Origin of the sequence: Kribbella qitaiheensis, assembly GCF_014217565.1 — a bacterium.
Classification (GTDB): Bacteria; Actinomycetota; Actinomycetes; order Propionibacteriales; family Kribbellaceae; genus Kribbella; species Kribbella qitaiheensis_A.
On record NZ_CP043661.1, the window covers coordinates 7,116,348 to 7,139,731 of the forward strand.

At 67.3% G+C, this 23,384-nt stretch carries 20 protein-coding genes and 1 pseudogene; 7 read left to right on the top strand and 14 right to left on the bottom strand.

Annotation, left to right across the window (positions count from 1 at the left end; all coding sequences use genetic code 11):
* Positions 1-5: 5 nt before the first annotated feature.
* The 5 genes from F1D05_RS33870 to F1D05_RS33890 are packed head-to-tail and all read right to left on the bottom strand — an operon-like array spanning position 6 to position 6,919.
* A complete protein-coding gene (locus F1D05_RS33870; protein ID WP_185444374.1) occupies positions 6-1,256 on the bottom strand; it encodes an ROK family transcriptional regulator in 1,251 nt (416 codons plus the stop codon).
* The gene (locus F1D05_RS33875) at positions 1,231-3,822 is read right to left on the bottom strand and encodes a beta-galactosidase (RefSeq protein ID WP_185444375.1); all 2,592 of its coding nucleotides are present in this window, start codon (positions 3,820-3,822) and stop codon (positions 1,231-1,233) included. The genes F1D05_RS33870 and F1D05_RS33875 overlap by 26 nt, the downstream gene beginning before the upstream one ends.
* Positions 3,819-4,724, bottom strand: a complete 906-nt coding sequence (locus F1D05_RS33880; protein WP_185444376.1) for a carbohydrate ABC transporter permease — start codon at positions 4,722-4,724, stop codon at positions 3,819-3,821. Before F1D05_RS33880 ends, F1D05_RS33875 begins: the two co-directional genes overlap by 4 nt.
* On the bottom strand, positions 4,724-5,611 hold the full coding sequence (locus F1D05_RS33885; protein WP_185444377.1) for a carbohydrate ABC transporter permease: 888 nt from the start codon (positions 5,609-5,611) through the stop codon (positions 4,724-4,726). Before F1D05_RS33885 ends, F1D05_RS33880 begins: the two co-directional genes overlap by 1 nt.
* Before the next feature lie 6 nt (positions 5,612-5,617).
* A complete protein-coding gene (locus F1D05_RS33890) occupies positions 5,618-6,919 on the bottom strand; it encodes an ABC transporter substrate-binding protein (protein WP_185444378.1) in 1,302 nt (433 codons plus the stop codon).
* Between the two features lie 262 nt (positions 6,920-7,181).
* Here F1D05_RS33890 and F1D05_RS33895 point away from each other — a divergent pair, with 262 nt between their 5' ends.
* From F1D05_RS33895 to yjfF, 4 genes are all read left to right on the top strand, one after another.
* On the top strand, positions 7,182-8,156 hold the full coding sequence (locus tag F1D05_RS33895) for an ABC transporter substrate-binding protein (RefSeq protein ID WP_185444379.1): 975 nt from the start codon (positions 7,182-7,184) through the stop codon (positions 8,154-8,156).
* 70 nt (positions 8,157-8,226) lie between these two features.
* Positions 8,227-9,804: a sugar ABC transporter ATP-binding protein gene (locus tag F1D05_RS33900; protein WP_185444380.1), complete on the top strand. Its 1,578-nt coding sequence runs from the start codon at positions 8,227-8,229 to the stop codon at positions 9,802-9,804.
* On the top strand, positions 9,797-10,819 hold the full coding sequence (locus tag F1D05_RS33905) for an ABC transporter permease (RefSeq protein ID WP_185444381.1): 1,023 nt from the start codon (positions 9,797-9,799) through the stop codon (positions 10,817-10,819). The genes F1D05_RS33900 and F1D05_RS33905 overlap by 8 nt, the downstream gene beginning before the upstream one ends.
* Positions 10,816-11,826, top strand: coding sequence for a galactofuranose ABC transporter, permease protein YjfF (yjfF, locus tag F1D05_RS33910; protein ID WP_185444382.1), 1,011 nt, complete (start codon positions 10,816-10,818; stop codon positions 11,824-11,826). The genes F1D05_RS33905 and yjfF overlap by 4 nt, the downstream gene beginning before the upstream one ends.
* On the opposite strand, the gene F1D05_RS33915 is transcribed toward yjfF, so the two are convergent.
* Positions 11,827-12,867 (bottom strand): LacI family DNA-binding transcriptional regulator, encoded by a 1,041-nt coding sequence (locus tag F1D05_RS33915; RefSeq protein ID WP_219732977.1) that lies wholly within the window; start codon positions 12,865-12,867, stop codon positions 11,827-11,829.
* A 93-nt stretch (positions 12,868-12,960) separates the two neighbouring features.
* Here F1D05_RS33915 and F1D05_RS33920 point away from each other — a divergent pair, with 93 nt between their 5' ends.
* Positions 12,961-13,719: a DinB family protein gene (locus tag F1D05_RS33920; RefSeq protein WP_185444383.1), complete on the top strand. Its 759-nt coding sequence runs from the start codon at positions 12,961-12,963 to the stop codon at positions 13,717-13,719.
* On the opposite strand, the gene F1D05_RS33925 is transcribed toward F1D05_RS33920, so the two are convergent.
* Positions 13,720-14,637: a peptidoglycan recognition protein family protein gene (locus tag F1D05_RS33925; protein ID WP_185444384.1), complete on the bottom strand. Its 918-nt coding sequence runs from the start codon at positions 14,635-14,637 to the stop codon at positions 13,720-13,722.
* 534 nt (positions 14,638-15,171) lie between these two features.
* Positions 15,172-16,596: a type I glutamate--ammonia ligase gene (gene glnA, locus F1D05_RS33930; protein ID WP_185444385.1), complete on the bottom strand. Its 1,425-nt coding sequence runs from the start codon at positions 16,594-16,596 to the stop codon at positions 15,172-15,174.
* Between the two features lie 189 nt (positions 16,597-16,785).
* On the opposite strand from glnA, the gene F1D05_RS33935 reads away from it, so the two are divergent.
* Positions 16,786-17,250: an RDD family protein gene (locus F1D05_RS33935; protein WP_185444386.1), complete on the top strand. Its 465-nt coding sequence runs from the start codon at positions 16,786-16,788 to the stop codon at positions 17,248-17,250.
* A gap of 200 nt (positions 17,251-17,450) precedes the next feature.
* Positions 17,451-18,059: an AAA family ATPase gene (locus F1D05_RS33940; RefSeq protein WP_185444387.1), complete on the top strand. Its 609-nt coding sequence runs from the start codon at positions 17,451-17,453 to the stop codon at positions 18,057-18,059.
* Here F1D05_RS33940 and F1D05_RS39265 read toward each other — a convergent pair.
* From F1D05_RS39265 to lipA, 6 genes and pseudogenes are all read right to left on the bottom strand, one after another.
* Positions 18,056-18,562 (bottom strand): aminopeptidase, encoded by a 507-nt coding sequence (locus tag F1D05_RS39265; RefSeq protein WP_206685953.1) that lies wholly within the window; start codon positions 18,560-18,562, stop codon positions 18,056-18,058. The two genes, F1D05_RS33940 and F1D05_RS39265, sit on opposite strands and share 4 nt — an antisense overlap.
* 46 nt (positions 18,563-18,608) lie before the next feature.
* Positions 18,609-19,262, bottom strand: a pseudogene (locus tag F1D05_RS43300) (aminopeptidase); the annotation flags it as partial.
* Between the two features lie 48 nt (positions 19,263-19,310).
* Positions 19,311-20,090: a DUF899 domain-containing protein gene (locus F1D05_RS33950; protein WP_185444388.1), complete on the bottom strand. Its 780-nt coding sequence runs from the start codon at positions 20,088-20,090 to the stop codon at positions 19,311-19,313.
* Between the two features lie 84 nt (positions 20,091-20,174).
* Complete coding sequence (locus tag F1D05_RS33955; RefSeq protein WP_185444389.1) at positions 20,175-21,452, bottom strand: SAM-dependent methyltransferase; 1,278 nt, start codon at positions 21,450-21,452, stop codon at positions 20,175-20,177.
* 205 nt (positions 21,453-21,657) lie between these two features.
* On the bottom strand, positions 21,658-22,353 hold the full coding sequence (locus F1D05_RS33960; protein ID WP_185444390.1) for a DUF4191 domain-containing protein: 696 nt from the start codon (positions 22,351-22,353) through the stop codon (positions 21,658-21,660).
* Between the two features lie 19 nt (positions 22,354-22,372).
* The gene (gene lipA, locus F1D05_RS33965) at positions 22,373-23,317 is read right to left on the bottom strand and encodes a lipoyl synthase (RefSeq protein WP_185444391.1); all 945 of its coding nucleotides are present in this window, start codon (positions 23,315-23,317) and stop codon (positions 22,373-22,375) included.
* Positions 23,318-23,384 lie beyond the last annotated feature (67 nt).

Consider the following 23,384-nt stretch of genomic DNA (forward strand, 5'->3'; position numbering starts at 1 on the left):
GTCTCCTAAGACTGTGGGCGCGTCCGGCGGCGGGCGATCGGCGTACTGGCCGGACTGGCCAGGCCGAGCCGGCCGAGGAAGTGCTCCAGGGCGAAGGCCGCCATGCCGAGGGCGACAGGGTTGCCGGGCACGCGGGAGGCCTCGACGGTGAGGCCCGGCAGGGAACCCGGCAGTACGTGGTCCGGCAGTTCGGCGCGAACGGCTGGAATGAGCCACTCGGCCAAAGCGGTCGAGGTCCAGCCGGTGAGGGTGATGTACGGGATGTCGAGCAGCGTGACGAGGTCGCCGAGAGCGGCTGCCAGGTAGTGCGACGTACGGGCCGCGAGCTCGGCCAGGACGGGATCGCCGGCACCCAGACCGGTGGCCACTGCCTCGACGAATCCGCGCTGCAGTGACTGGCGCAGCGCCGGGTGCGTGGGGTCGATCTCCGCGAGCGAGGTCTCGATGCCGTGGACTCCGAGGTACGCCTCGACGCAGCCACGGCGGCCGCAGCGACACTGCCTGCCGTCCAGTTGGAGCAGGGTGTGGCCCCACTCGCCGGCGTTGTTGTTCGCGCCGCGGATCAGAGCTCCGTCGATGGCGATCCCCGCGCCGACGCCGGTGCCGAGGTTGACCACGGCCATGCTGTCGGCGACGCGGCCGACCCCGAACCACATCTCCGACAACGTGACCGCCTTGAGCGGGTTGTCGACGTACACGGGGATCCGCAGGCCCTGCGCGAGCAGCTCCTCGATCTTGACGTCGTGCCAGTCCCAGTTCGGGGCGAAGACGGAGACACCGGCGTCCGGGCTGACCTGGCCCGGCATGCTCACCCCGATGCCGAGGATGCGATCGGCTTCGCTCGCGCCGGTCCCGACGGCGGCCTCGACCGCGCGGACGATGCCGTCCACGACGTACGCCGGGTTGTTCTCGTGCTCGTCCAGCGTCACCTCGCCGTGGCTGATCGGGGTGAGCGAGATGTCGAAGACGGTGGCCGCCACGTACGTCTCGGCGACGTCGACACCGACGATGCGGCCGCGGTCGGGGTCGATCGCCAGCCGTTCGTACGGGCGCCCGACGGTTCTGCGTTCCATCGCGGCGATCCGCAACACGCCCTCGGAGAGGAACTCGGTGACCAGGGTGGCCACGGTCGCCGTGCTGAGCCTGGTGTGCCGGGCGATCTCCTGCCGGGTGGAGGGACCCAGCTCGAAGAGCGCGCGGAGAACCTCGAACCGGCTCTCGTTGCGAAGGTCACGAGACGTCTGCCGCGGCACCATTTTCCCCTCCGGTCGTCGATGGGAGCAGCCGTAGCGTACGAAGTTCCGGATCGCCCGCGCCCGCGACGCCCCGGACCAGCAGGGTCAGTCCGGTCCAGCCCGCCGGCACCCACAAGACGTCCGGGTCGCCGCCCGAGAACCTCGGCCGGTCACCGATCCAGATCCGGCCAAGGCACTCGCCGGAGGCCCAGCCGGTCACCCGTAGCTGCGAACCGGCGAGCCGGAGCAGGAGACCGTCATGGTCAGCCGGTAGGTCGATGCCGAGCCAGGCCTCCTGACCCGGCTCGAGAGTCAGCGGCAGCTCGACTTCGGTGCTCGCGGCCTCCCGCGAGGCGAAGGCGGTCAGCAGCTCGTCCTCCTGGACGCTGCACGTCCAGTCGGTCACTGGGTGGAGCCTGAGTAATTCCGCGTGCAACTGGCCACCGCTCGGATTGTGCGGCAGCGTGACAGAGACCTCGATAGTGCCCGCGGGCAACAGCACCCAGGGGTTCTCCCGATGAAGGACGGTCGGCTCGCCGTCCACGGTCAGGCTGATCGGCTGGTCGACCCCGCTGAAGTGAAGGGCTGACGTCGCCCGCAGTTCGAGGCGGCGCGAGTAGGTGATCGGCACGCCGACGCGGGTGCTGCTCCAGCCGCCGAGTGACCGGATCGGTGCCGGCTCACCTGACCAATGGCCGCCGACCAGCCACGAAGCATCGAGGTCCTGAACACTCCGCACCGTCCACAGCGTCCCCAGACCCCGGAGCGCGCCGAGGCGAAGGGCAGGCAGCCGGGCGTCATCGAAGTTGGCGTGGCCCCAGATCTCGACCGTTGCCTCGATGCCACAGCGTCCTCCCGCAGCGCGTACGTCGATTCGCCGGGTCGCCCCGAAGTTGGCGACGGTCGGCTGAACGCGACCGGCGATCGACAGGTCCACGATGTCGGAAGCGCCGACCAGCAGGAGTTCGTCGGTACCCGTCAGCTCCACCGTCGCAGAGTAGGTCCCACGACCCCGGTAGACGCCGAGTGATTCCAGGGACGGCGGGAGTTCGTGGGTGCCGGCCGGCTTCTCCGGGGCAGCGCTTGACCGCTGTCGGACTACTCGCAGCTCGGTCGACGGACCGGGGAACGACTTGACCGGCAGGTCATCCAGTTCGACCGTGCCGTCCCGGCGTACGGCACCGAGTCGGGCAGCGTCCGTCGGTGTCAGTACGACGAGCTCGATACCGTCGATGACCCTCCGCTCAGCCCGCCCGGCCGTTGCCGGGATCTCGACCTGCGTCTGCCCCAGCACGACAGTCACCGGGACAGTGGAGGAGAACACCAGTACGCCGTTGCTCGCCGCGACCAGATCTGCCGAGGCTAGCGTCAAAGTCGTGTCCGGCAAGGGCAGCTCGACCAGCATGAGCGGGCAGGAGCCGGCCGCGACCGCCACGGAGACGCCACCGACGACCGCACGGCCCGGCGTCCGCCCGAGGTTCGGTACGGCGATCAGCTGTCCGCCGCCGTGCAGATCCAGGGCCGACAACGACGAACAGGTAGGGAAGTCGGCGTCCACCTCGACCCGCGGCACCCCCGAGGTGGCGAGAGCCAGCTGCGATCCCAGGGCGGCGACCACGCGGGCGAGCAGCTTCGCTTCGTCGTACTCCGGCCTGGTTTCCCCGGTCGGCGACACATAGCCGCCGAAGTCGTAGTCGTGACTCATGAAGTTGCCCGGATCACCCCAGTTCCCGGTGGACGGGCTGTAGCCGAAGTTCCACCCGGATGCCTGCAAATAGGGCGCGATCAACGAGGCGCCACTCGCCAGCAGCCGCCGCAACGTCCGGTGCCGCCGGTTGGTCTCGGTGATCAGCAACGGAAGCCCGCGATCGGCGAGCAGCGCGGCATAGCGCCGTACCTCTTCCTCGATGTACGGCGAATCGTCGTCGGGGTAGAAGTTGCACGCGGCAACGATGCCCGGTACGTCGCCGGTGGCGCCCGCGATGTCGCCCTGCCCGGCGCAGGCGATCAACGGCACCGTGATTCCGTGACTGATCGCCTGGTCGCGCAGGGCGGTGAGGTAGCCCGTCCTGTCTTCGCAGTCGAAGAAGTCCAGCTCGTTCTCCAGCTGCACCATCACGACCGGGCCGGCCGGATGCTGGCGCTCGGCCACGATCGGCAGGATCTGGTCGAACCAGGCCGCCACCTGGGCGAGGTACCGCGGCTCGTTCTGGCGGACCCGGAGCTCGGGATCGAGACCCAGCCAGGCCGGTAGGGCGCCGCCGTCCCACTCCGAGCAGATGTACGGCCCCGGCCGGGCGATGACGGACAAGCCGGTCTCATGGGCGAGATCCAGGAAGGCCGCGACGTCACGGCGCCCGTCGAACGACCACCGGCCGGGCGCGACCTCGTGGAAGTTCCACGGCAGGTAGACGTCGACGCAGGTGTAGCCCGAGTCGCGAACCTGCTCCAGGCGAGCCCGCCACTGCTCCCGCGGAAGGCGGAAGTAGAACAGGGACGCGCAGAGCATTAGTTCCGGCCGGCCGTCGATCCGGATGCCCTGGGCATCGAACTCGATGCCGGCGTCGACGATGGTGGATGAACTCACTTGACCCCCGCACTGCCGCCGCTGATGTCCATCTCGTACAGGTACCTCTGACCCAAGTAGTAGACCAGGATCATCGGCAGCGTGAGCAGGATCGAACCGACCATCACCAGGTTCCACGGTGGAGCCTGGAGCGCCTGCGATGTACTGGTGATGTACTGCACGCCCAGCGCCAGCGGCATCTTCGACTCGTCGTTCAGGTAGATCAGCGGGCCCATGAAGTCACCCCAGGTCGCCGTCAGGGTGAAGATGCCGATCGCAATCAGCACCGGGCTGAGCATCGGCAACATGATCCGGCGGTAGATGCCGAAGAAGCCGAGCCCGTCGACCATCGCCGCCTCGTCGATCTCGCTCGGCAGCCGGGACACGAACTGCCGGACCAGGAAGACGTTGAAGGCGTTGGAGAAGAAGTTCGGCACGATCAGCGGCAGGTAGGTGTTCACCCAGCCGAGCTCCTTGAACAGGATGAACTGCGGGATCATCGTGATCTGGGCCGGGATCATCATGGTCGCGATGACGATGATGAACAGCGCGTTCTTGCCCGGCGCGCGCAGCCGGGCGAACGCGTAGCCGACCAGGCCGCTGGACAGCACCTGGCCGGCCACGGCGCCGGCCGAGATGATCACCGAGTTGAGCAGGAACCGCTGCATCGGCAGATCGGTGCTGAACACCCGGGTGAAGTTCTCCCAGTGGAACTCGCGCGGGATGATCGTGAAAGTGTTCGCGTTCACGGTCTGGTCGCTGGACAGCGCGATCGACACGACGAACACCAGCGGCACACAGAGCACCGCCGACACGATGATCAGCGTCGCGTAGCTGAACGGCGTCGACCGCTTGGCCCCGACGCTCCGTTCGGTACTGCGTACGCGCCGCGCGGTCGCGGTCGTGGGGATAGCGGTGGCCATCACTTCACCTCGGTTTCGTAGAACACCCAGCGCCGGGCGGAGCGGAAGGCGACCAGCGTGAACACCAGGATCACGGCGAACAGCAGCCAGGAGATCGCCGACGCGTAACCCAGGTGGTAGAAGGAGAACGCCTCGTCGAACAGCAGCGGCACCATCGTCTGGCTCGCGTTGTCCGGGCCGCCCTTGGTCAAGATGTAGACCTGGGAGAACACCTGGAACGCGCCGATCAGGCCCATCACCAGGTTGAAGAAGATGATCGGGGTCAGCTGCGGGATGGTGATGCTCCAGAACTGCCGGACCGGACCGGCGCCGTCCACCTCGGCAGCCTCGTACAGCTCGCGGGGGATACCTTTCATTGCCGCGAGCAACAGAACGGTCGCGGCCCCGGCGCCCCAGACCGACAGCAGGACCAGGGCGGGTTTCACCCAGATCGAGTCCAGCAACCACGACGGCCCGGGGATGCCGAACACCCCCAGCAGGTCGTTCAGCGGGCCCGACGGCGCGAGCACCATCTTGAAGATCATCGCCGTCGCGACCAGCGGCACCAGCGTCGGCAGGTAGATCAGCGTCCGGAACAGCTTGCGCAGACGGATGCCCTTGTTCAGCAGGTTCGCCAGCCACAGCCCGATCACCAGGCCGAGCGGGACCGAGACGGCCGCGTAGTAGAAGGTGTTCCACAACGCCTTCCAGAAGACGGGATCTTCGGTCAGGGCCTGGACGTAGTTGTCCAGACCGACCCACTTGGGCGCGGTGAAGGAGTCCCAGTCGGTGAGTGAGATCCCGATCGACGCGATCATCGGGCCGAGCAGGAACACGACGAACCCGATGATCCACGGCGACGCGAACAGGTAGAACCACAACGCCTCCCGGCGCCGGAGCCTCGACATCGCCGGCTACCCCGCGGGCTTGACGATGGACTCGAGCCGCTGCTGGATCGCGGTCAGCGAGGTACGGGCGTCCTTCTTGCCGAGCCAGAAGTCGGCGAGGCCGTCGTCGAACGCCTTCTGCATCTCGTTCCAGGCCGGGATGAACGGCGCCCGGTAGACGAAGGAGCTCGATTCGGCGAACACGTCCATGTTCACCGGCTTGGTCATCCAGCTGGGCTTGAGGAAGGCCGGGCTCTTCTGCACCTCGAGGTTGGCCGGCACGTCCTGTCCGGTCGCGATGATCTGCTGTTGCGCCTCGGGAGAGGTGAGGAAGTCGATGGCCTTGAACGCCGCCTCGGGGTTCTTCGCCGTCCGGGAGATGGCCAGGCCGCTGCCGAACGCGGTCACCGCCTGCTCCTTGCCCTTCCACAGCGGTGCGATGTCCCAGTCGATCTTGCTCTTGGTCAGGCCGCCGATTCCCCAGAATCCGGTCGTGTTGACCGCGACCTTGCCGTTGGCGAACGCCTGGTCGCCGCCGACGTCGGCACCCATGTCGGCGAACTGCTTCTTGGTCGGGACGACACCGTGCTTGAAGACCAGGTCACCGGTCCACTGCAGCGCCTCGATCACCTCGTCGCTGGCAACCACGGGCTTGCCGGCGTCGTCGATGATCTTGCCGCCGTTCTGGTAGACGAAGCTCCACCACTGCGCCCACCAGCCGCCACCGGCGTAGCCCCACTGCTTGCCGGGGACGCTGAGTTCCTTGAACGCGGAAAGCGTGTCGTCCCAGGTCCAGTCCGCGGTCGGAGCCTTGATGCCCTTGGCATCGAAAAGAGTCTTGTTGTAGAACACGATCATCGCGCCGGACCGGTCCGGGATCGCGTAGAGCTTGTCCTGGTAGGAGTAGATGTTCGCGATCGAGCCGAACCGCTGGTCCAGCTGCAGCCCGGCCTTCTTGGCCAGGTCGTCCAGCGGCAGGATCTGGTTCTTGCTGGAGTAGACGTTGACGTTCTCCGCCACCTGCATGATGTCCGGGCCCTTGCCGCCCGCGATCATCGTCTGCACCTTCTGGGCGTAGCCGTCGTTGGGGATCAGCTGGAGCTTGACCTTCAGCTCCGGGAACTTCTTGACCAGCAGGTCGATCCGCTTCTGGTACGCCGTCTTGTCGGCGTCCCCGCCCCACACCGCCATCACCAGGTCGGCGGCGCTGTCGGCGTTACCCGATGCTTTGTCGCTGTCCGAGCCGCACGCGGTGAGGGTGATGATGCCCGCGGCGACTCCCATCCCGAGAAAGCCCCGACGCGTGAGCCGCGTCCTGTCGATCGCCATCGCGTTCCTCCTTGCCTCACGAACCAGCCGAAGGACGGTCCGGAGGGCCGCACGGGGTTCGAATGTGGGTTAAGTTAACCCTCAGAATAAAGCGCGGCAAGACCTCGGCACCCCCGAATCCGAACCGTGACCGGTAATGGCACGTCTCTTCGGCGCAAAATCGTGAACGCTAACAATCCGGCCTCGAAGGGGTTGACGGACGAAAAGTTAGCGCTAACATTCAGCCAACGATCACACTGGAGGCAGTGCTGTGGTGAAGAAAATGATGGCGGTTGCGACGAGCCTGGTGCTCGCCGGCAGCCTGGCGGCGTGCGGTGACGACAAGGCGAAACCGAGCGCGGCGAACGACAGCATCACGATGGGCTTCGCGCAGGTCGGCGCCGAGAGCGGCTGGCGGACGGCGAACACGAAGTCGGTCCAGGAGAGTGCGAAGACGGCGGGGATCGAGCTCAAGTTCTCCGATGCCCAGCAGAAGCAGGAGAACCAGATCAAGTCGATCAGGTCCTTCATCCAGCAGAAGGTGGACATCATCTCCTTCTCACCCGTGGTCGAGACGGGCTGGGACACGGTGCTGATGGAGGCCAAGCGGGCCAACATCCCGGTCATCCTGACCGACCGCGCGGTCGACTCGAAGGACACCTCGCTCTACAAGACCTTCCTCGGCTCCGACTTCGTGGTCGAGGGTAAGAAGGCCGGCGAATGGCTGGTGAAGCAGGGCGACGCCGCCGACGTGAACAAGGACGGCGCCGTCAAGGTCGTCGAGTTGCAGGGGACGACGGGCGCGGCCCCGGCGATCGACCGCAAGGAGGGCTTCGAGGCCGCCATGAAGGCCAACCCGAAGATCGCGATCGCCGCTTCCCAGACCGGCGACTTCACCCGCGACGGTGGCAAGAAGGTGATGGAGTCGTTCCTGAAGTCGCAGAAGAACATCGACGTGGTGTTCGCGCACAACGACGACATGGGGCTGGGAGCGATCGAGGCGATCGAGGCGGCCGGCCTCAAGCCCGGTAAGGACATCCAGATCATCACCATCGACGCGGTGAAGGACGGGATGACCGCGCTGGCGGACGGGAAGATCAACTACATCGTCGAGTGCAACCCGCTGCTCGGCCCACAACTGATGGACCTGGCGAAGAAGGTCGTCGCCGGCGAGGCGGTTCCGGAGCGGGTGCTGACCGAGGAGACGGTCTTCGACCAGACGGCGGCCAAGGCGGCCCTGGCCGCGCGGCAGTACTGAGCTAGTCCGCCCGGTGCCGGGCAGGCCGCCCCGATGGCCTGCCCGGCACCCTTCGCCGAAGGAATCTGGAATGACCCAACTGGCAACGCCGCTCCCGGCACCGGAACTCGGCACGCCGGTGGTCGAGATGCGCGGTATCCGCATCGCCTTCCCAGGCGTCAAAGCGCTGCAGGGAGTCGACTTCCGGCTGCTGCCCGGCGAAGTACATGCGCTGATGGGTGAGAACGGCGCCGGCAAGTCGACCCTGATCAAAGCCCTCACGGGCGTCTACGCGATCGACGACGGCACCGTGTCGGTCGCGGGGAGAGAGCAGCAGTTCGCCTCACCGGCCGACTCACAGGCAGCCGGCATCAGCACCGTTTACCAAGAGGTCAATCTGTGCCCGAACCTGACGGTCGCGGAGAACATGCTCCTCGGCCGGGAGCCGCACCGGTTCGGCCGGATCGACGTCAAGGCGATGAACGCCCGGGCCGGGTCGATCCTGGACCGGCTCGGCCTGTCGATCGACCCGGGCTCGGGACTGGGCGAGCACCCGATCGCGATCCAGCAACTGGTCGCCATCGGCCGCGCGCTCGACATCGAGGCACGGGTGCTCATCCTCGACGAACCCACCTCCAGCCTGGACGCCGACGAGGTGACGAGGCTGTTCACGGTCATCGGCACGCTGCGCGACCAGGGGGTGGCGATTCTCTTCGTCTCGCACTTCCTGGACCAGGTCTTCGAGATCTCCGACCGGATGACCGTGCTGCGGAACGGAAAGCTGGTGGGGGAGTACCGGACGGACGGCATCACCCAGCTCGAACTCGTCGAGGCCATGATCGGCCGCGAGCTGGAGAAGCTGGACCGGCTCGAGCATCACGGCACGGCAGCCGCACCGGCCGAGGGCCGCGTCCCGCTGCTGCAGGTGCTTGGCCTGAGCCGGAAAGGCAGCCTGCAGGCCGTCGACCTCGAGATCTACGACGGCGAGGTGATCGGGATCGCCGGTCTGCTCGGATCGGGGCGCACGGAGCTCGCCCGGCTGCTCTTCGGCGCGGACACCGCGGACGCCGGCACGATCGACGTACGAGGCACCCGGCACCGATTCCGTACTCCGCGCAACGCCATCGGCGCGAAGATCGCGTTCTCGAGCGAGGACCGGCGCGCGGAAGGTGTGATCGAGGATCTGACCATCGCCGACAACATGCTGCTGACGCTGCAGGCCGCCCGGGGCTGGCTGCGGCCGGTTCCGCCCCGGACCCGCGAACGGCTGGTGGCGGAGTACATCGAGGCCCTGGACATCAGGCCGCCCGAGCCCGGCGCCCTGATGCGGAACCTGTCCGGTGGCAACCAGCAGAAGGTGTTGCTGGCCCGTTGGTTGATCACCCAGCCCGCGCTCCTGATCCTCGACGAGCCGACGCGCGGAATCGATATCGGGGCCAAGACTCAGATCCAGCAACTGGTGGCGAAGCTGGCCGCCGACGGTATGTCGGTCGTCTTCATCTCCACCGAACTCGAGGAAGTCCTCCGCCTCAGTGACCGCGTCCTGGTGATGCGGGACCGTACCAAGATCGCGGACCGGGTCAACGACGAGAGCGTCACCGTGGCCGAGATCCTCGCGACCATCGCCGCCGGTGCTGCCGCTACCGAGGAAGGGAACCCCGATGCGTGAACTCGTGCGGCGACCGCTGTTCTGGCCGACGCTCGCGCTGCTGTTGCTGATCACCCTCAATACCGTGGTGACCCCGTCGTTCCTGTCGGTGCGGATCCAGGACGGTCATCTGTACGGCAGCCTGATCGACATCCTTCGCAACGGTGCGCCGGTGCTGCTGGTGGCGCTGGGGATGACGCTGGTGATCGCCACTCGCGGAATCGATCTGTCGGTCGGTGCGGTGGCCGCGATCTCCGGCGCCGTCGCCTGCGTGTACATCGCGGGCTCCGATCGGCCGGCGGCCGCTTCGACGGCGCTCGTCGCGATCGCGATCGCAGTGGTCTGCGGTCTGCTGCTCGGGTTGTGGAACGGGTTCCTGGTCTCGGTGATCGGGATCCAGCCGATCATCGCCACCCTCGTCCTGATGACCGCCGGCCGGGGGCTCGCGATGCTGATCACCGACGGCCAGATCACGACCGTGGTCAACCCGGCGTTCAAGGTCCTCGGGGCGGGATTCGTCGCGACCCTGCCGGTGGCGATCCTGATCGCTCTCGCGGTCTTCGCCGTCACTGCCGTACTGGCCCGGCGGACGGCGCTCGGGATGCTGATCGAATCGGTCGGTATCAACCCGGAGGCCAGCAGGCTGGCCGGGATCCACGCTCGCACGATCACGTGGACCGTCTATGTGTTCGGTGCGTTCTGCGCCGGCGTCGCCGGACTCATGATCGCCTCGAACACGAGCGCGGCCGACGCGAACAACGCCGGTCTGTGGATCGAGCTGGACGCGATCCTGGCTGTCGTGATCGGCGGTACGTCGCTGGCCGGCGGGAAGTTCTCGCTGCTCGGCACCCTGATCGGCGCGATGTTCATCCAAACGCTGGCCACCACCATCCCGACCATCGGGATTCCGGCCGAAGCGAACTATCTCTTCAAGGCGATCGTGGTGATCGCGGTGTGTCTTCTGCAGTCCCCGAAGGCACGCGCGGCGCTGCGCAGCCGACGTCCCGTCCGCACCGTGAAGGCTGATGCAGCATGAGTAGCTCCAGTTCGGCAGTCGCATCGACCACTTGGCCCGATCGCCTCCGTGGCTACAGTCCGCCGCGGCGCTACCTCCCGGTCATCGCGACCGCCGCTCTACTGATCGGCATGTTCGGTGCCGGATCCCTGCGCTACCAGGGTTTCGCGGATCCGCAGGTCGTTCTGAACCTGTTCGTGGACAACGCGTTCCTGCTGGTGCTGGGCGTCGGAATGACCTTCGTGATCCTGACCGGCGGTATCGATCTGAGTGTCGGGTCTGTCGTCGCGCTGTCCACGATGATCGCGGCATCGACCCTGGAGGCGGGCTGGCCCGCGGTGGCCGCCGTCATCGCCGTGCTCGTGTCCGGGACGGTGCTCGGGACGTTGATGGGTCTGGTGATCCATTACTTCGATGTGCAGCCGTTCATCGCGTCCTTGGCGGTGATGTTTCTGGCTCGCGGGCTTTGCTATCTGATCAGTGTCGAGTCGATACCGATCCGGGACGCGAGCTTCACGTCCTTCGCCCAGGGGTCGGTACCGCTGCCGGGCGGCTATCGCGTCACGCCCAGCGTCCTGGTGGCCGTGGTGGTGTTCGCGGTCGGAGCGTGGATCCTGCACATGACCCGGTTCGGCCGGACCGTCTATGCCGTCGGCGGCAGCGAGAGCTCCGCGCATCTGATGGGCTTGCGGGTCGCGCTCATCAAGGTCGGGGTCTACACGATCAGCGGTCTGTGCTCGGCACTGGCCGGACTGTTGTTCGCCCTCTACACGCTGTCGGGGTACAGCCTGCACGCCGTCGGGATGGAGCTCGATGCGATAGCGGCGGTCGTCATCGGCGGGACGCTGCTGACCGGTGGCCGCGGCATGGTGGTGGGGACGATGTTCGGCGTACTGCTGCTCGGCACCATCCAGACGTTCATCTCCTTCGACGGCACGTTGAGCTCCTGGTGGACGAAGATCTCGATCGGTGCGCTGCTGCTGATCTTCGTCGTGATCCAGCGTCTGCTGACCAGACGGCAGGCTTGATCAGTTCGGAAGCGTGCTCTGCCGAACGATCAACTCGGCGGCGATCTGCTCACCGGTGGGCAGCCCGGTGCCGCTCATCTGCGCGGACAGCAGGGCGAAGGTGCGGCGGCCGACCTCGGTGAAATCCTGCCGTACGGTCGTCAGTGGGGGATTGAAGAACTCTGCTTCCGGGATGTCGTCGAACCCGACGATGTGGACGTCGGCCGGGACGGTGATACCGGCCTCGGTGAAGGCCCGCAGCAGACCGAGGGCCATCTGGTCGTTGGCGACGAACACGGCGCCGAGATCGGGTTCCTTGGCCAACGCCAGCCCGGCCTCGTACCCCGATCGCGGACTCCAGTCGCCGCGGATCAGGCGAGGTACCTGTGCGCCGTTGGCTTCGAGGGTCTCCCGCCAGCCGCGCTCTCGTTCGGCCGCTTCGAGCCAGTCGGCCGGGCCGGCCACATGCCAGACCGTGGCGTGACCGAGCGACAGCAGATGCTCGGTCGCGAGCCGGGCGCCGTCGTACTGGTTGACCGAGACGGCCGGAACCGGCGGGGCCGCGCCACCGACCGCGACCAGCGGGATGTCCTGCGGTGCGAACTGCAGGGCCTCGGCCGTCGCGACGTGCGGGGCGATGACGACGATGCCTTCGACCCCTTGACGCTGAAGTGTCTCGACGGCTTCGGCGATGGCCCTCCGCTCGGGCCGGCCCACGCTCGCGACGGTGATCGCGAAGCCGGCTTCGCGGGCCGCGCACTCGATGCCGTAGAGCGTGCTGGCCGGTCCGTAGAGGGTGGAGTCCATCGTCACGACCCCGAGGGTGCCCGTGCGCCCGGTGACGAGGGCCCTGGCGGCCGTGTTGGGCCGATACCCCAGGCTGTCGATCGCGGCCCGGACCCGGGCGCGGGTGGCCGGCCGGACGAGTTCGCTGTCGTTGATCACCCTGGACACCGTCATATGGGAGACGCCCGCCAGCGCCGCGACGTCGGTCAGGCTCGGATGACGTCGAGACGACGTCGCAGCGTCAGGCACCCGCTCGGTGTTCGAACCGTTGGACACGTCCACACCTCCTGTCGTCTCGTCGAGCAGGATTCTGCCATCCGGCGAAAGGATGCCTCGCGAGCGGTGGCCGGGCGTGACAAAGTGTCGGCCATGGCAGCCTTCAGCGAGTCGGACGATGGACAGGGAGCCGAGCTCCTCGATGTGAACCTCAGCGGGGCCCGGTTGATCCGGGCCGACCTGTCCGGCGTCGTGATGCGCGGGGCCGAGGTGGCGGATGCGGACATCGACGCGCCGTGGCTCTTGTCCGGGGACAACTCGCTGCGGATCAACGGCGTCGACGTGGTCCCGTTCGTCGATGCCGAACTCGATCGCCGGTTTCCCGGCCGGGCGGGCAGACGCGCCGGAGATCCCGACGGGCTGCGGGCGAACTGGGCCGCGCTCGAAAGCACCTGGGCGACCTTGGTCGATCGCGCCGCGGCGATGCCGGCCGGCACGGTCGACGTCTCGGTGGGCGGCGAGTGGTCGTTCGCGCAGACGCTGCGCCACCTGGTGATGGCCACCGACACGTGGTTGCGCCGGGCGATCCTGGGGATCGAGCAACCGTTCCATCCGCATGGCCAACCGAACGTGGAGCACGAGACCGACGGCAACGACATGACGGTCTTCGCCGCCGACCCGCCGTCGTACGCCGAAGTGCTCGACGCACGCGCGGACCGCGTCGCGATGGTGCGGGACTTCCTTGCCACTGTCAGGCCTGAGGAGCTGGCCGTGGAGCGGAAGAATCCCTGGGCGCCGCAGTACCCGGAAACCACCCTGTCGTGTCTGCACACGATTCTTGAAGAGGAGTGGGAGCACCTTCGCTACGCGGTTCGCGACCTCAACCAGCTCGAGGCGGACGCGGCCGGCTGATCAGCTGCCGCCGGGGCCGTTCGGATCGTTCGGATCGACCGGCGCCGACGGATCGACCGGGTCGGACGGGTCAGCGGGATCCGACGGGTCGGCGGGGTCGTTCGGGTCGACCGGCGGGACCGGGTCCGGGTCCAGGGCCGCGCCGGGGAGGGCTTTCATGATGGCTTCGAAGCGGCGGACGTAATCGCTGTAGCGGCCTGCCTCCGCGTTGATCAGGCCCTGCACGCGGCCCGCCAGATCGGCGTACCGCTGGGTCTCCGCGGCCTCGAACCTCCTCAGCTCGGCCATTACCTCGTCTGCGTTCGCCATGTCATCTCCAGGTCCGGCCTTCAGTACTGCGGCCAGGTCGGTACGGAACTTGTTCATCGGGCAGTGGCCCGGGTCGTCCTTGCGGCGGGTGTGTTCCCGGTGCCCGATCACGGACAGCGCGGACCACCCGTAGAAGTCGCAGATCGCGGCTGCGTGCAACAGCGCAGTACGGTAACCGGCGGCCGTCATCGAGCGCGCGCCGTCGTACCGGATCTCGTTGCCGTAGTAGTAGTCGTTGCCGTCCAGGTTGTCCGCACCGGGGCGCAGTTCGCCGGCGTACCCGTTGTAGTTCTCGGCCATCACGTGGTTCAGCGTCGTCAGCGAGCCCTTGCCCGCGTGGTTCGCCCGGCCGATGGCTCCCAGGTGCAGGTCGCCGTCCATGTCGGTCGACACGTTGCACAGCGGTCCCGGGATGCCTTCCTCAGGGCGGCCGCGGACGAAGAGGAAATTCAGATAGTCGTCGGTCTGCGAGTTGCTTCCGGTGTGGTGGATGACGATCCCGCGCGCATCCTTGATCCCGCCGGGCCGGCCGCGAGTCCGCCAGCCCGGATACTCGCGCACCTTGACTTCCCACTTCCGCAACGCGGCGAGCATTTGATCAGCCGACATCGGCCTGGCCAAGACAACTCCTCACATCGATGATCCCAGCCATCCCCAGCGACGCGGAGTGGGCGGCTCCATACTCTCGGTAGTTGCCACATATGACCGTGACTTAAACCTCCCGCCCGCGAGAACCTACCGATCCCCCCGCCCCAAGTCGAGGGATCTGGCCGTTCCCGGCTGACCCCGGCACTGGCGCCCCCTCTTCGGCACACCGACCAGGACGTCTGGGACCGCTTTGCTTTCCAGGGCGGGGGGCGTCGCTAACTGGAAAATTTCTCTGCGCATATCCAAGAATGTTTCCAGCTAGCGGAGCCCCGATCAGCCAGGGGTGTCCCGAGCGACAGGTAATAGTCCCCCGAAATGCCCCTGGTACTGCTGGGCTGAGCGTGGCGCCCGGGTCAGCGGGCGACCATTACCTGTCGCTCGGGACACCCACTCCAAATGAGGGCGAGACCGGCCGCTGGGAACGACAAACCGCCCGTCACCTGTTTCGCAGGTCACGGGCGGTTGCGCGCAAATCAGGTCAGAGACCCGCGCCGATCACACGTCGTAGTACAGCTCGAACTCGTGCGGGTGGGGGCGGAGCTGGATCGGGGCGATCTCGTTCTCGCGCTTGAAATCGATCCAGGTCTCGATCAGGTCCGCGGTGAACACGTCGCCCTCGAGGAGGAAGTCGTGGTCGGCCTCGAGCGAGTCGATCACGGCCGGCAGCGAGGTCGGCACCTGGGCGACCGAGGAGTGCTCCTCCGGCGGCAGCTCGTACAGGTCCTTGTCGATCGGGTCCGCGGGCTCGATCTTGTTGCGGATACCGTCCAGGCCGGCCAGCAGCTGGGCCGCGAAGGCCAGGTACGGGTTGGAGGACGGGTCGGGGCAGCGGAACTCGATCCGCTTGGCCTTCGGGTTCGAACCGGTGATCGGGATCCGGATGCAGGCCGACCGGTTGCGCTGCGAGTAGACCAGGTTCACCGGCGCCTCGAAGCCCGGCACCAGACGGTGGTAGGAGTTCACGGTCGGGTTGGTGAAGGCCAGCAGCGACGGGGCGTGCTTCAGGATGCCGCCGATGTACCAGCGGGCCATGTCGGACAGGCCGCCGTACCCGGACTCGTCGTAGAACAGCGGGTTGCCGTCGCTCCACAGCGACTGGTGGCAGTGCATGCCCGAGCCGTTGTCGCCGAAGATCGGCTTCGGCATGAAGGTCGCGGTCTTGCCGGCGTCCCAGGCGGTGTTCTTGACGATGTACTTGAACTTCATCAAGTCGTCCGCCGCGGTCAGCAGCGTGTCGAAGCGGTAGTTGATCTCCGCCTGGCCCGCCGTACCGACCTCGTGGTGGGCGCGCTCGACGATCAGCCCGCTGGTCTCGAGGTGCTTGGTGATGTCGTTGCGCAGGTCGGCGAAGTGGTCGACCGGCGGCGCGGGGAAGTAACCGCCCTTGTAGCGGACCTTGTAGCCACGGTTACCACCCTCTTCGACCCGGCCGGTGTTCCAGGCGCCGGCGACGGAGTCGATGTGGTAGTAGCTCTCGTTCTGCTTCGTCTCGAACCGTACGTCGTCGAAGACGTAGAACTCGGCCTCGGGCGCGAAGAAGGCGGTGTCGGCGATGCCGGTCGACTTCAGGTACTCCTGCGCCTTACGGGCGATGTTGCGCGGGTCGCGGCTGTACGCCTCGCCGGTCAGCGGGTCGTGCACGAAGAAGTTGACGATCAGCGTCTTGTCCGCGCGGAACGGGTCCAGGTACGCGGTGGTCGGGTCGGGCAGCAGGGACATGTCCGACTCGTGGATCTGCTGGAAGCCCCGGATCGACGAACCGTCGAACTGGAGACCGTCCTCGAAGACCTCGGGACCGAAGGATCCGACCGGGACGGTGAAGTGCTGCATGGTGCCCGGCAGGTCACAGAACCGGACATCGATGAATACGACGCCCTCGTCCTTGACGTAGGCGAGCAGCTCCTCAGCGCTGGAAAACATACATACTCCTCGGGGTGGCTCAGAGATTGTTCTGAACGTAGGCCCTGCCGATTACTCGGCCGTGACCCCAATGTTTCGCGGATGTTACGCCCAGCGTGGTCCGCGCTGACCAACTGGCGGCGGCCACGGGGTGGTGAGATCCCCGGCCACACGATTCATGTCCTCCTGGCGGACACTAGGCTTGACATCATGGCATCATCTGCGGAATCCGGGGCAGGACCCACCGAGGAGTTCCGATATGCGGGCAGCCGGCTCGGGTTGCCCGAGGACGGACCGGGCTCGGTAGCCGGCTGGGGACGCAGAGTGGCCGCCCTGTTCGTCGACTGGCTGATCGCGGGCCTGATCGCGTCGGCCGTGACCGGCAAACCGATGTGGGCCGGGGGCAACGACTACAACACCGCCCAGCTGATCGCGTTCTTCGCCATGTCGGCGATCCTGAGCGGTCTCGGCGGCGCCACCATCGGTCACCGGCTGCTCGGTCTGCGGGTCGTTCGCACCCAACCGGGCGGGACGGGGTACGCCGCGCAGGTCGGCCTGCTGGGCGGTGCGATCCGGGCATTCCTGCTCTGCCTGATCATCCCCGCGGTCGTCTACGACCGAGACCGCCGAGGCCTCCACGACAAGGCCGCCAACACAGTCGTCGTACGCCGGTGACTACGCGTCACCGTCCGGGAACGACCATTCGTTGGTAGATTTCTGGGCATGTGTGCTTGTGCGTCCGTGACTCGTCCCCGCCGTTTTGCTGACGGCGCTGGGACAGTCGGTCATTAGATTCCACAGTTCCGCGCCGCCGGCTTCCTGCCGGGCGGCCGTTTCGCGTTGCCTGGCCCCTGCCATCCCTCAGGAGCCTCCGCATGTACCCACACAAGCACTCCGGGCCGACCGATCCTGCGATCGTCTACTTGATCGTCGGCCTTCCCGGCGCGGGGAAGACGACTCACGCGAAGGAGCTGGAGATCAGCGCGTCGGCCCTGCGGCTGACGCCGGACGAGTGGCAGATCGCGCTGTTCGGCGATCAGAACCCGCCGGACAAGCGTGACCTGGTCGAAGGCAAGTTGATTCAGCTCGGCATGCGGGCCGCCGAGCTGGGCACCAATGTCGTCTTCGACTTCGGGTTCTGGGGCAAGGACGAACGATCGGCGCTCCGCTGGATCGCCGCCACCGTCGGCGCGCGCAGCCAAGTCGTCTATCTCCCGATAGACCACGACGAGCAACGCAAGCGGGTCACCAACCGACTCGCGACCACACCCGACCAAACGTGGCACATGAGCGACCTCGAGCTTGAGCAGTGGCGAGCTCAGTTCCAAGCCCCGGACGACGAGGAACTGCTGGGCTCCCAGATCCCACCCGTCCCGCCAGACCACCCGGCCTGGTCGAACTGGGCCTCCCAACGCTGGCCATCCTTACCCGACCAGTACACCCCAACCGCCACGCACTCGCGACACCTACACGAACAGGGTTAGGAGAGGACCCATTCGTCGTTTTCCAGCAGCGGGATTTTGCCGGTGGGGGTGGTGGCGGTGACGGTCAGGCCGTCGCCGCCTACTACGACGTCGGTGTGGACGTTGGCGGAGTTGAGGCCGGCGGCGTACTGCTCGTCGGGGCTGAGCTCCAGTCCGCCTTCGATTGCGAAGGGGAAGCTTTGGCCCCAGGCGACGTGGCAGCCGGCGTTCTCGTCGAAGAGGGTGTTGTGGAAGACGGTGTTGGCCTGTGCGATCCGGGAATCGCGATCGACCAGTGCCACTTCGCCGAGACTGCGGGCGTTCTCGTCGCTGTCGAGTTGAGCGCGTGCCACCTCGGCGCCGACGTCGGCTGAGACGTCCGTGATCCGACCGCCTTCGAGGGTGAGCCGCAAACCCTCGACGAGTTGCCCTGCGATGACGACCGGCTTGGTCACCCGCAGTACGCCGTCCGCGCGGCGGCGATCCGGGCTGGTGAAGACCTCTTCGGTCGGGATGTTCGGCATGTAGGTGATGCCGGCCCGGATCGATGACCGACCCGCCAGTCCAGCGGCAGTTGGGAATCAGGCCGACCGTGAAGTCGGTGCCGTCGCCGGAGTACGTGAGTTCGCTGACCTGCAAGGCATCCAGCGCCTTCGCGCGCGCCGCCAACGTCGCCGCCCGCTCGCGCCACTGCTCCACCGGATCGGCTTCGTCCAGCCGCATCGCTTTGCCGACGGCGGTCCAGAGCCGCTCGACATCCGGTTCGCCGTAGACCTGACTCGCCCAGCCGGCGTTGGGTGCCGCGACGACGGTCCACCGACACTCACCGGTCATCGCCGCCCGCTGCCTGGCCGTCATCTCGCCCCTGCGGACAGCGGTCAGCTTCGTGGGGTCGATGCCGGCGAAGATCGAAGCATCCGGAGTACCGACCAGTCCGATCGTCGCGATGCCCTGCTCGATCCACTCGTTCGTGCGCTGCAGGGCCCACGGCCGGTCTTCGGTCAGCGTCTCGATCGTGGCGTGCGCGAGTTCGGACCGCCGGATCGGCCCGTCGGTCCAGGCGACCTCCACCCAGCCGGCGCCGGCGACGTACGCCTGCTCGACCACGGCGCGGGCGATCTCCAGCTGAGCGATGTCGGCGCTGATCACCACACCCTGCCCCGGCTGGACGTTCACCCCCACCCGGACGACCAGATCCGCGAACCTGACAAGTCGGTCGTTCATGCATCCACCTCACGAGATGTCGACGTCACGACGAACACTGCCAGACAGTCAGCTCTCGTACTGGTCCGGGACGCGCATGTTGGGTCCGCCGACCTGCAGGCCGAGTGGCTCGGCGCGTCCCTTCGGCTCCTCCCATGCCTCTTGCCGGCCGAGCGCTGTGAGGTCGAGGTAGTGGTAGCCGTTGTGGAATTCCTCGATGCCACGCCCGTACGTCGAGTAGGTGTGGAACACCTCGTCGCCGACGCGGAGGAAGGCGCTGATGCCCGGCAGCTCCTCGCCGTTCATGTCGTCCGTCCACGGCCCGCCGGTCCACGGCGTACCGGCGTCGGCGAGCTCGGCCTGGTCGCGGAAGTGGAGCAGCACCGGCATGATCCGGTCGTCGAGAGTCGCGTGGTAATCGTAGTTGAAGGCGGTCCCGTACGACGAGTACCAGGGGAACGTCCAGCCCATCCGATCCCGGTACGCCGCCAGCTTCTCGTACGGCGCTCGCGAGACGGCGACGAGCGTGGTGTTGCGGACGTGGAGCTGCCGGAGCCGGCCGATCCCGTCGGCGGCGGAGGAGCAACTCGGGCAACCCTCGTCCCACTCCGGCGCGAACATGAAGTGATGCATCACCAGCTGCGGCCGCCCGTCGAAGAGGTCCAGCAGGCTGACCTTCCCGTCCGGACCGTCGAACTCGTACGGCCTGTCGACCCGGACCATCGGCAGCCGCCGCCGCTCCGCGTTCAACGCGTCGCGAGCGCGGGTCACCTCTTTCTCCTTCGCCAGCAACTCCTTGCGCGCCGCGAACCACTCCTCCCGCGACACAACCTCAGGCAGCTCACCCATCTCTGTCACCCACGTTCAGCGTCATCGGTCGCACGCTACCCGCTGGTGGGCGGCAGCGCAGGCCGTTTTCGGCTGCTGGAAGACCTAGCGCTTGGTGAGGAGGAGTTGGACGTCGTCGAGGTAGCCCGAGCGGAAGCCCGCCTCGGAGTAGGCGAGGTAGAACTCCCACATCCGGCGGAAGGTCGGGTCGAAGCCGAGGGCCTCGATGGTGGGCCATTGCTCGATGAAGCGGTTGCGCCAGATCCGGAGCGTGCGGGCGTAGTCGGGGCCGAGATGGCGGAGCACCTGGGCCCGCAGGCCGGTGTGCTGGGCGGTGACTTCCTGGATCGCGTGCACCGAGGGGAGCAGGCCGCCGGGGAAGATGTACTTCTGGACCCAGGTGAAGGTGTTGCGGGTGGCAAGCATCCGGTCGTGCGGCATCACGATCGCCTGGACCACGCCGACGCCACCCGGTGCCAGCCGGCGTTCGATCGCGTCGAAGTAGACCGGCCAGTACCTCTCGCCGACCGCTTCGATCATCTCGACGCTGAGGACCGCGTCGAACTCGCCGATCTGGTCGCGGTAGTCGCGCAGCGCGACCTGGACCCGGTCGCTGACACCCGCGTCGGCGATCCGCCGCTGCGCCAGCAATGCCTGCTGCGACGCGATCGTGATCGCCGTGACCCACGCACCACGCTGCGCGGCGCGGATCGCGAGACTCGCCCAGCCGCAGCCGATGTCGAGCACCCGGGAGCCGGCGTGGACACCGGCCGCGTCCAGGATCGAGTCGAGTTTGCGGAGCTGCGCGGGCGAGAGTTCGTCGTACGACGCCGAGCCGAGATCGTCGGCGGCGTTCGGTCCGAAGTACGCCGCGGAGTACGTCAGGGTGGGATCGAGGAACTCCGAGAACATCGCGTTGCTGAGGTCGTAGTGGCGGCTGACGTTCTCCCGCGCACCGGGCCGGTCGTTCTCCTGCTCACCGGGCTGGGACCGGGTCACCAGCCAGCGCAGCGACTGCGCCCATTTCGGCAGTAGTTGCCGAGACTCGTCATCGCTGAACCGCTCGGCGAACGGAACCAGCAGGTCGGCCAGGTCCGTGCCGGGCTCCGGATCCCAGTCGCCGGCCAGGTAGGCCTCGCCGAAGCCGGAGCCGGCGTCCTGACCGAGCCGGTCCAGGAAGGCGGCGCTACGGTGCACCCGCATCGCCGGGCCGCCCAGCCCGTACGGCTTGTTGTCCAGGCGGATGGTGGCCGGCAGGTCCTTGGCGATCATCCGGATCGCGGCCAGCGCGCCGACCCGGCGTACCGGGTTCGACCTTGGCCGGACCAACGTCGGCCAGGTCTCGGCCACCGGCTGATGTACCGCCGGCATCAGATCCGTCATCTCCGCCCCTCGCCCCTCGAGCTGTCCTGGCCGCACTCTATGGCCGATTGGCCGTCGCGCGGCGCGACACCAGGTACAGAAGTCCTCACGTCTAGAGAACGCCGCTGGAACCGATCGGTTACCGCTCCGCGTACCCCGGGGCGAAGAGCTGAAGTAAATCCGGCCCCGTCGATTGGATCGGCGGGGCCGGAGTCATGCTTTCGGGTCAGCGGCCCTTCATGGCCTGACGGGCGCCCTTGAGGCTGGTCGGGACCGGGCCCTTCGGCATCGGCACCTGCGGGCGGACCGCGTCGAGCGCCTTCAGCCGCTGCAGCAGGTCGGTGATCTCCGACGGCTGCAGTGCGGCCGGGAGCTTCATCACGTGCTTGGTGAGCTTGCGGATGTCGATCTCGCCCTCGCCCTTGCCGGCGACGAGCTGTATCACCGGCGCGCCACCCGCGACCCGGTTGTGCTTCTTGCCCTCGGCCGACAGGAGGTTCTTCACCCGGCTCGGCTGGCCCTCGCCGACCAGGATGATGCCCGGCCGGCCGACGACCCGGTGCACGATGTCCGCGTTCTTGGTGACCGCGACGGCCGGGGTGACGTTCCAGCCGCGGCGCAGCGTCTGCAGCGCGGAGGCGGCGGCACCGGCCTGGCCCTCGATCTGGCTGTACGCCGCCTTCTCGACCCGGCGGCCGAAGATGATCGTGGCGCCCAGCAGCCCGAGCGCGACGCCGAGCGGGAGGAGCACCAGCAGGTGCCCGGTGAGCACTCCGACGACGGCGAAGATCGCGACCACGCCGAGGAAGATCCCGGCGAGGATCAGGCCGATCCGCGGGTCCGACTTCTTGGTCAGCTGATAAGCCGACCGGATCTGCTTGAGCCGGCTGGTCTTCTCGGCAGGTGCGTCGTTCTTGGCCATCTCTACCTTTGTCCGTGAGTTATGCGTCTTGGGTCGCAGAGGTCATCCGCGACTCCACAGCCTGACGGTACAGCCGACCGGCCCGGTACGACGAACGCACGAGCGGTCCGGACATGACTCCGGCGAAGCCGATCTCCTCGGCCTCCTCCAACATCTCGACGAACTCCTCGGGCCGGACCCAGCGCTCGACCGGGTGGTGCCGGACCGACGGCCGCAGGTACTGCGTGATGGTGATGATCTCGCAACCGGCCTCGTGCAGGTCGGTCAGCGCCTGGCTGACCTCCTCGCGGGTCTCGCCCATCCCGAGGATCAGGTTGGACTTGGTGACGAGTCCGTAGTCGCGCGCCTGGGTGATGACGTCCAGCGAGCGCTCGTAGCGGAAGCCGGGCCGGATCCGGCGGAAGATCCGCGGCACCGTCTCGATGTTGTGCGCGAACACCTCGGGGCGGGACGAGAACACCTCGGCCAGCTGCGCCGGTACGGCGTTGAAGTCGGGCGCGAGCATCTCGACGCCGGTACCAGGGTTCAGGGCGTGGATCTGGCGGATCGTCTCGGCGTACAGCCAGGCGCCGCCGTCTTCCAGGTCGTCGCGGGCGACACCGGTGACGGTGGCGTAGCGCAGGCCCATCTTGACGACCGACTCGGCCACCCGGCGCGGCTCGTCGCGGTCCAGCGCCTCGGGCTTGCCGGTGTCGATCTGGCAGAAGTCACAGCGCCGCGTGCACTGGTCACCGCCGATCAGGAAGGTCGCCTCGCGGTCTTCCCAGCACTCGAAGATGTTCGGGCAGCCGGCCTCTTGGCACACCGTGTGCAGTTCCTCGTCCTTCACGAGTTTCTGCAGCTTCTGGTACTCCGGGCCCATCTTGGCGCGCGTCTTGATCCACTCGGGTTTGCGCTCGATCGGGGTCTCCGCGTTGCGCAGTTCGAGCCTGAGTAGCTTCCGTCCTTCTGGGGCGATCGTCACGCCCACCAGAGTACGCGGCGCGCGACAGGAGCCAATCACCGGACAGGAGCTGTCACCCGTACGCTGG